The organism is Stenotrophomonas sp. Steno-C17, assembly GCF_056393165.1.
In genome coordinates, this window is the sequence record NZ_JBWJPD010000016.1 from 98,971 (window position 1) to 107,286 (window position 8,316).

Annotated in this window: 6 protein-coding genes and 1 pseudogene; 3 read left to right on the forward strand and 4 right to left on the reverse strand. The window is 68.5% G+C overall.

Annotation, left to right across the window (positions count from 1 at the left end; all coding sequences use genetic code 11):
- Positions 1-110 precede the first annotated feature (110 nt).
- Positions 111-1,310 (reverse strand): DUF4785 domain-containing protein, encoded by a 1,200-nt coding sequence (locus tag AC06FA_RS14845; protein ID WP_478068980.1) that lies wholly within the window; start codon positions 1,308-1,310, stop codon positions 111-113.
- An 11-nt stretch (positions 1,311-1,321) separates the two neighbouring features.
- The gene (locus AC06FA_RS14850) at positions 1,322-2,200 is read right to left on the reverse strand and encodes a hypothetical protein (protein ID WP_478068981.1); all 879 of its coding nucleotides are present in this window, start codon (positions 2,198-2,200) and stop codon (positions 1,322-1,324) included.
- A gap of 208 nt (positions 2,201-2,408) precedes the next feature.
- Between AC06FA_RS14850 and AC06FA_RS14855 the strand changes: the two genes are divergently transcribed.
- Positions 2,409-3,248, forward strand: a complete 840-nt coding sequence (locus tag AC06FA_RS14855) for an acid phosphatase (protein WP_478068982.1) — start codon at positions 2,409-2,411, stop codon at positions 3,246-3,248.
- Positions 3,249-3,372: 124 nt separating this feature from the next.
- Here AC06FA_RS14855 and AC06FA_RS14860 read toward each other — a convergent pair whose 3' ends face one another.
- Positions 3,373-5,640, reverse strand: a complete 2,268-nt coding sequence (locus AC06FA_RS14860) for a TonB-dependent receptor (RefSeq protein ID WP_478068983.1) — start codon at positions 5,638-5,640, stop codon at positions 3,373-3,375.
- Between the two features lie 159 nt (positions 5,641-5,799).
- Here AC06FA_RS14860 and AC06FA_RS14865 point away from each other — a divergent pair, with 159 nt between their 5' ends.
- Both AC06FA_RS14865 and AC06FA_RS14870 read left to right on the forward strand, forming a co-directional pair.
- Positions 5,800-6,849 carry a TIGR00266 family protein gene (locus tag AC06FA_RS14865; protein ID WP_478068984.1) on the forward strand — a complete coding sequence of 350 codons (1,050 nt, stop codon included), beginning with the start codon at positions 5,800-5,802 and terminating at the stop codon, positions 6,847-6,849.
- A 145-nt stretch (positions 6,850-6,994) separates the two neighbouring features.
- Positions 6,995-7,987, forward strand: a complete 993-nt coding sequence (locus AC06FA_RS14870) for a patatin-like phospholipase family protein (protein ID WP_108754679.1) — start codon at positions 6,995-6,997, stop codon at positions 7,985-7,987.
- Positions 7,988-8,031: 44 nt separating this feature from the next.
- Here the strand turns inward: AC06FA_RS14870 and AC06FA_RS14875 are convergent.
- Positions 8,032-8,316 (reverse strand): annotated as a pseudogene (locus AC06FA_RS14875) (hypothetical protein); the annotation flags it as partial.

The following is an 8,316-nucleotide window of genomic DNA, read 5'->3' on the forward strand; positions in this document are numbered from 1 at the left end:
CCATCCCGGTGTCACCGTCGCGGTGTCGCCCCATCGCGGTGTCGCCCCATCGCGGTGCTGCCCCGTTACGGTGTTGCGGCGGGCCGGGATTACCGGCCCGCCGCTGTTGCTCAGAACCGCAGCGCCAGCGCGCGCGATTCGATCGGTGCCATCCGGCTCTGGTCCTGCAGCTGCAGCTCGCGCAGTTCATACGGCGCGCCGAAGCCGGCAGGCAACGGTGCCTGGTCGAACGGCAGCACCAGTGCGCCACGTCCGGCGCCGTCGAACCATGCCGCTGCGTGCGCCTGCGCCACCGGCTTCAACTGGCCATCGGGGCCGGTTGCGTACAGCGTGCCACGCGCTTCATAGCGCCCTTCCGCAGCCACCTGCAGCGGCAGGCTGACCCGACGGCTGGCCGGGTCCGGGCTGGCCTGGCCGGTGAAGCGTGCGGTGGGCTGGGCCACCGCGAAGGCTACCTTGCCGTCGCGCAGCACGCCGTCGGCCTGGGCAAACACCTGCAGCTCCCACAGGCCCTGCGCGGTGCTGGCCTGGGCGGGAATGCGTACCTGCGCACGCAGGCTGCCATCGGTCGTGCGCAGCAGGCGCTGCGGCCAGCTGCGGCCGTCGGGGGCAACCAGCAGGGCCTCACCGCCCAGCGTGCCGCGCCGTGCCGCCAGCTGGGTAGCCGTGGCGCCATCGTCCAGCAGACGCGCCTGCAGCTGCACGCTGCCACCGGCCAGCACCTGCGCCTGGCTGGCCTGCACTTCCAGCCGCAACGGGCTGTTGGGCTCCAGCACCTGCACCACGTAGCGGCCCTGCGCCTGCGCGCTCTGCAGACGGTAGTTCCCCACCGCGCTGCTGGCACCGGTGCGCAGCATGCTGCTGCCATCGCTTACCGCCATGCCAGCGTCCTGCAGCTGCCGCGCATCGACGCTGCGCGCCACCCGGGTACCGCCGGCCGCGTCGCGCACCTGCAGCGCATCGGCGGGCAGCGCGCGCGCACCGGGTGCCGGGCTGACCTGGATCACCGCATCCGGTGCGGTCAAGGGCAGGTCCAGGCCACGTTGCAGTTCGGCCGCATCGACCTGCTGCCAGTAGCTGCGGCTGACGGCGGCATACGCACCCGGCGCCAGCAGCGGCTGCGCCGGGTCCAGCGCCCAGGCGAAGGCCAGCGGCGCGTGTTCGCTTTCATCGGCAGGCGCTGGCGCGCTCGCCAATGCGGCGGGAATCTGGTCACCGGCGGCGGCACGCAGCGGCTGCGCGGCCTGCGCGGAGGCGGTCACAAGGGCGGCCAACACGGCACTGGCCAACAGCGTGGATCGTTTGTTCATCATCGTCTCCCTCACTGGGTCAGGTCGTTGCGCAGGATGGTGCCCAGGCCAAAGCATTCGCGCCGGCTCTGGTTGTGGCTCAACGGCTCGGCCCCCTGCGTGCGCGCCTTGTCGGTGAACAGCAGGCTGCCGGCGGCCTTCTGGCTGCTGCACTCGAGGAAACCATCGGAACAGGACGACAGCCAGTTCTGGGTGAATTCCAGGCCGACGTTGGCCGCATAGCCGCCGCAGTAGCTGTTGCTGTCCCAGACCGCCGATTCGACATCGCTGCCGACCACAGCGCGGAACGGCTTCGGCAACGCCGGGCGCCCGGCCGTGCCATACAGGTTCTGTGCGTTGTAGGTGGCCATGTGGCCCACCTGCTGCATGCGCACGGCATCGTTCTTGTAGCCCAGCAGCCAGCCCAGCGAGGTCTCGAACGTGTTGCCGTTCAGCACTGCATCGGCCAGCGGCGTGCCGGCCGACGACGGTGCCAGCGCGGTGACCTTGCGGGTGCGGCTGATGATCTTCGGGTAGCGGCTGTCGTAGGTGGGGTTGGACAGGATCCAGCGCATCACGTTGCCACCGTTGGAATGGGTGATGACCACCAGCTGGGTGATGCCGCGGCTGTCGATGAAACCGGTGAGCTGGTTGGCCAGGCAACCGGCGGCTTCCGGCTTCCACATGTACTGGGTGAAATCGCAGTTGATGACCACGTAGTTGCTGCTGTTGGGCAGCCCCTGGCGCACGGTGTCGATGATGGCCGGCTGCCAGTAGTCCTGGGTGGCGTTGGTCTGGGCGCCGGTGCCGTGTACGAAGGCCACGCCGTAGACATCGGCGGCCTGCGCCGGTGCGGCCACCAGGCCCACCAGCAGGGCCAGGACGGTACTTCCTGTTGCGGTGCTGCGCATCGCATCTCTCCCTTGTCAGCGGATCCCCCCGGCCCGGCTGTGGGCAGATGCTGGTGGTGAAGGCGCGTGAAAGTCCGTGCGCTGCGGCCAGAAACGGGACATTTGCGACACGCGGACCGTGCCGGGTCTGGCCGTATGACCGATGGCCGCTGCAGTGCAGGGCGACGGCTGCGATCATGACGGCCGAGTTTCCTGCCCCGAGTCCGCCATGTCCCTGATTGCCCGCCCCACCCGCCCGCTGCTGGGTCTTGCCATTGCCATGACGCTGGCCAGCTGCGCCGCCACCGCCAGCAAGCCCACGGCCGTGGAGGCCAACGTCACCACCAAGGCAGTGGGCTACCTGGACGCAGCGGCCGTGCCGGCCAGCATCCAGCTGGTGCCCGCCCCGCCCGCCGCCGGTTCGGCAGGTTTCGCGCTGGATGAACAGGTCAGTCGTGAAGCCCGCGCCCTGCGTGGCACGCCGCGCTTCGCCCAGGCCACGCGCGATGCCGAGCTGGGCTTCCCGGAAGGCGCCAATCAGTTCTCGTGCGCGATCGACGTGGACGTGGATGCGGTGAAGACCCCCGCGCTGTACCGCCTGCTGGAGCGCAGCCGGATCGACGCCAGTGCCGCCACCCGGGCCGCCAAGCACCAGTACCAGCGCCCGCGTCCGTTCATGGTCAATGGCGAGCCCACCTGCACCCCGGACGATGAAGCCGGGCTGCGCAAGAACGGCTCCTACCCCTCGGGCCACACCTCGATCGGCTGGGCGTGGGCGCTGATTCTTTCCGAGATTGCCCCGGACCGCGCCGATGCCATCCAGGCACGCGGCCGCAACTACGGGGAAAGCCGCCTGGTGTGCAACGTGCACTGGCAGAGCGACATCCTGGAAGGGCGCTTCATGGGCGCGGCCGCCGTTGCCCGCCTGCACGACAACGCGGCATTCCAGCAGGACCTGCTGGCGGCGCGCAGGGAAATCGCCGCGGCACGCAAGGCGGGGCAGCACTCGGCCCGCGACTGTGCCGCAGAGGAAGCCGTGCTGAAGGTGCGCCCGCAGAGCGCGCTGTAAGGCACGTCTGCGTAGAGCCGAGCCATGCTCGGCTCACGGCAGTCGAGCATGGCTCGACTCTACAGAAAGCAGAAGGGCCGGCATTTCGCCGGCCCTTCTTCGTTGCATCACGCGATCAACCGCCTCAGAACTTCGCGGTGAATTCCACGCCGTACGTACGCGGCTCGTTGAGGAAGCCGGTGAGGTTGTTGAAGTCGATCGCACCGACCACGCGGGTCTGGTTGGTCAGGTTGCGGCCGAACACGGCCACGTCGTACTGACCGTAATCCCAGTTGTAGCCCACGCGCAGGCCACCTTCCAGCGAGCTGCGGCTGCGGAACTCCGGCGACTCGTACAAGAAGAAGTTCACCGGGCTCTTGTACGCCCAGTCGGTGTAGACGTATATCTCGCTGGCGTCGTTCACCGGGAAGCCGGCACGCAGGGTCAGGTTGTGGATCCACTTCGGCGCCTGCGGCAGCGGATTGCCGTTCACCAGCGCGTAGGTGCCGCCGTTGATGACCGTGGTCGGGTCGGTGATGGTGCAGCCGCCGCCACAGATCGCCACGGCCAGATCGCGGTCCTTGATCTCGGTGTCGTTGTAGCTGCTGCCCAGGGTCATCAGCACGTTGTCGGTCAGGTACGCTTCGAAGTCCAGCTCGAAGCCCTGGCCGATGGTCTTGTCGGCGTTGAGCAGGGTGGCGGTGTTGTTGCTGCCGCCCACCGCGATCAACTGCTGGCCGTCCACGTTGTAACGGAACACGTTGAAGCCCAGGCGTGCGCGACGGTTGAACAGGTCGGCCTTGATGCCGGCCTCATACGAGATCACCTTCTCCGAATCGGCCTGGGTGACGCCGCCGAAGGCCAGGCGGCCCTGGATGGACGGTGCGCGGAAGCCCTTGGCCACGCGCGCATAGGCGTTGATGTTGTCGGTGATCTGGTAGACGCCGCTCAGGTCCCAGCTGACATCGTCCACATCGCTGTTGGCCAGGTACGGGCCGCTGACCGGGGTGCCGCCCGCCACCGCCTGCAGCACGCTGGCGGTGAAGTCCTTCTTGTCCTGGGTGTAACGCACGCCAGCACGCAGCTTGAAGCGGTCGGTCACGTCCAGATCGCCCGAGGCGAACGCGGCCCAGGCCTTGTTGCGCTGGCTCTGCACGGCGTGGCCGGTCTGCGGGTTGCCCGGGGTCAGCGAGTCGTAGTTGAAGCTGTCGATGGTGACGTCTTCATCGAAGTAGAACACGCCGGCCTGCCAGTCGAAGCGGCCCCACTCGTTGGATTCGACGCGGAATTCCTGCGTCCACTGGCGGTGGTGCGGCAGGCCGTCGGCCGATTCGGACGGGAACGGAATGACGCCCGGGCCGTAGTTGCCTGCGCCCAGGAACGAGGCACCGTAGCCGCCGTCCACGTCGCCGTGGTTCAACGACTCGGCGGTTTCATAGCCGGTGATCGAATGCAGGGTGACCCGGCCCAGGTCCCACTTGATGCGCGCACTGCCGCCCCAGGTTTCCAGGTTGGAGAAGTTCAGGCCGTCGGTGGACACCTTGTCGCGGTCGAAGTTCTCGACCAGCGCGTTGCTGCCCGGCTGGATGATGTTGGCGCGGAACAGGCGCGCGGTGCCGTTGAGCTTGCGCTTGTGCAGGTTGAACAGCGCTTCCACGTCGTCGCCTTCGTACAGGAACTGCACGCGGCCGGCGGCTTCGTCATAGCCTTCGAAGCCCGAGCTGGGGGCGTTGGCCACGGTGTTGTCGACGTAGTTGTCGCGGCGCTGGTACAGCGCGGACACGCGGGCCGACCAGCGGCTGGTCAGCGGGCCGCCGTAGGCACCCTGCACGTTCCAGGTGTCATAGCTGCCGTAGGAGACCTTCACATAGCCATCGGCGTCCTGCGAGGGACGGGCCGAATCGAACTTCACCACGCCGGCCGGGGTGTTGCGCCCGAACAGGGTGCCCTGCGGGCCGCGCAGCACTTCCACGCCGGCCAGGTCGAACAGCGGGAAGCCCTTCAGCAGCGGGCTTTCCTGCACCACGTCGTCGTACACCAGCGACACCGGCTGCGAGGCATTGAGGTCGAAGTCGGTGTTGCCCAGGCCGCGGATGTAGAAGCGCGGGAAGGCACGGCCGTAGGACGACTCGATGTTCAGGCTGGGCACGCGCGCGGACAGGAAGCGGATGTCATCGCCGGCCGAGCCGAGCACATCCAGCTTTTCGCCCTGGATGGCGGTGATCGCCACCGGCACGTCCTTGGCATTCTCCACGCGCCGCTGCGCGGTCACCTGCAGGGCGTCGAGGGCAACCGGGTCCTTGGCGGCAGGGGTTTCCTGGGCGGCTGCTACCAGCGGCAACAGGGCGGAAAGAGCGGCAACGAGGGGGCGCGCGACCGGAAGGCGGCCACGGGAAGTGCGGGTCGGAGACATGGCGGTAGGCTGTGTTTGGAGGGGTGGTAAAACGGCGCTACCAGATAATTGTTGCAATACAGCACCCGCGCCGCAAATGCCGATCGTTCATGGCCCTACCATTCGCCCCCGTGTGCTGCGGCTAGACTCATGGTTTGTTCCTGCAACGGAGCTGCTGCAATGACCCAGTGGTACTTCCATGCCGCCGGCCAGGCCGAGCGTGTCGGCCCGCTCGACGAAGACGCTGCGCGCGCCCACGCGCAGGCCCATCCGCACGCGCTGGCCTGGTGCCAGGGCATGTCCGGGTGGACACCCGTGTCCGACATTCCCGCGCTGCGCCAGCCTGCGGCGCCGCCGCACACGCCGCCCGCCAGCGCCGCGCCACCGGCTGCCCACCGCAGCGTGGTACCGACCATCAGCAACAGCGGCGGCCACGGCGACCCGATCGATTTCCGCATCGTGGGCCATGAAATGCAGTTCGTGGAAATCGGCCTGGACCCGGGCGAGAGCGCGATCGCCGAAGCCGGGGCGCTGATGTTCAAGGACGCCTCGGTGCAGATGGACACCGTGTTCGGCGACGGTTCCCAGGCCAGTAGCGGCTTCATGGGCAAGGTGATGGCCGCCGGCCGCCGGGTGGTCACCGGCGAAAGCCTGTTCGCCACGGTCTATACCCAGACCGGCAGCGGGCGTGGCACCGTGGCCTTCGCCGCGCCCTACCCCGGCACCGTGCTGCCGATGAAGCTGGACCAGCATGGCGGCCGCCTGATCTGCCAGAAGGACAGCTTCCTGGCCGGTGCCCGCGGGGTGCAGATCGGCGTGCAGTTCCAGCGCCGGATCATGACCGGCCTGTTCGGCGGCGAGGGCTTCATCATGCAGAAGCTGGAAGGCGATGGCTGGGTGTTCATCCATGCCGGCGGCTGCGTGGTCGAGCGTGAGCTGGCTGCCGGCGAGCGCCTGGACGTGGATACCGGCTGCGTGGTGGCTTACCACCCCACGGTGGACATGGACGTGCGCCGGGTCAGCGGCATCAAGAGCATGCTGTTCGGTGGCGAGGGCGTGTTCCTGGCCACCCTGACCGGGCCGGGCAAGGTCTGGCTGCAGTCGCTGCCGTTCTCGCGCCTGGCCGGGCGCATGTGGATGGCCGCGCCGCAGGGCGGTGGCAAGAACCGCGGCGAAGGCTCGGTGCTGGGTGGGCTGGGCCGCATGCTGGACGGCGACAACCGGTTCTGACCCTGCACGGTCGCGCCGGGCCACGCCCGGCGCGCACAGCGGCAGCTGAACCATCCGCCCGACATCGCCCGGCGCTACCCACGCAAATTGCAGCTTCGGTATGCTGGCGCCCCTTCCTGAACCCGCGCCCCGTGCGCCGCTGCCGATGACCGTGTTCCGCCCCCGCGTGCTGCTCTCCGTCGCCCTGCTCGGCCTGCTGGCCGGTTGCGGTGGCGAAGAGGTGCGGCCCACCCCGCCCCCGCCGCCGACCGTGGTGCCGCAGGCCAAGCCGGTGAAGATCGGCATCGCCCTGGGCGGCGGCGCGGCCAAGGGCTTTGCCCATATCGGCGTGATCAAGATGCTGGAAGCCAACGGCTTCGAACCGGTGGTGGTGTCCGGCACCAGCGCCGGCAGCGTGGTCGGTGCGCTGTATGCCAGCGGCATGGACGCGTTCCAGATGCAGAGCAAGGCGGTGGCGCTGGACGAAGCCAGCATCCGCGACGTGCGCCTGTTCTCCGGCGGCCTGGTGCAGGGCCAGAAGCTGCAGGACTACGTCAACGAACAGGTGGCCAACCGCCCCGCCGAGAAGCTGAAGAAGCCCTTCGCCGCCGTCGCCACCCAGCTGGAAACCGGCGAGCGTTCGATCTTCGTGCGCGGCAATGTCGGCCAGGCCGTGCGCGCGTCCAGCAGCATTCCTGGCGTGTTCGAGCCGGTGAAGATCGGCGGCCGCAACTACATCGACGGCGGCGTGGTCAGCCCGGTGCCGGTGGACGCCGCGCGCCAGCTCGGCGCCGAGTTCGTGATCGCCGTGGATATTTCCAGCAAGGCCAGCGGCAAGGCGCCGACCGGCATGCTGGGCATCGTCAACCAGTCGATCGCGATCATGGGCCAACGCCTGGGCGAACAGGAACTGGCCCGCGCCGACATCGTGATCCGGCCGAAGGTGCTGGATATCGGCGCGGCCGATTTCAGCCAGCGTGGCACCGCCATTCTGGAAGGCGAGAAGGCCGCCATGGCGGCCATGCCGCAGATCCGCGCCAAGCTGCAGCAGATGCAGAAGGCACGCGGCGCGGCGCTGGCACCGACCCCGGTCGTGGCACCCAAGTGCGAAGAACCGTCGCGCCTGGGCAAGCTGATGGGCCGCAAGGAAAAGTGCTGAGCTGACGGGACCGGCAGGCGTGGCCCGCAGGCCGCGCCAACCGCCTACGACGATGCGCCGCGACCGGTCAGGCCATGACCGGCGCGCTGCGGGCCGGCGCCTGCTGGCAGCGTGGTGATGTTGTCGATCAGCAGCGCGCGCGCACGCGATGCAATCCGCTTCCATTGCGGCAGACCCTCACGGGGATACTTGATGTCAACGATGGTGTTCAGTTCCTCGATGACGAACGTCTGCTGGCATTCGGCGAATCCAGCAACGCGTTTCTTCACCATCTTTCCATCACGGTACTCCACGCCCGACTCGGTGATCTCGCGTGGCGTGCACCGAAC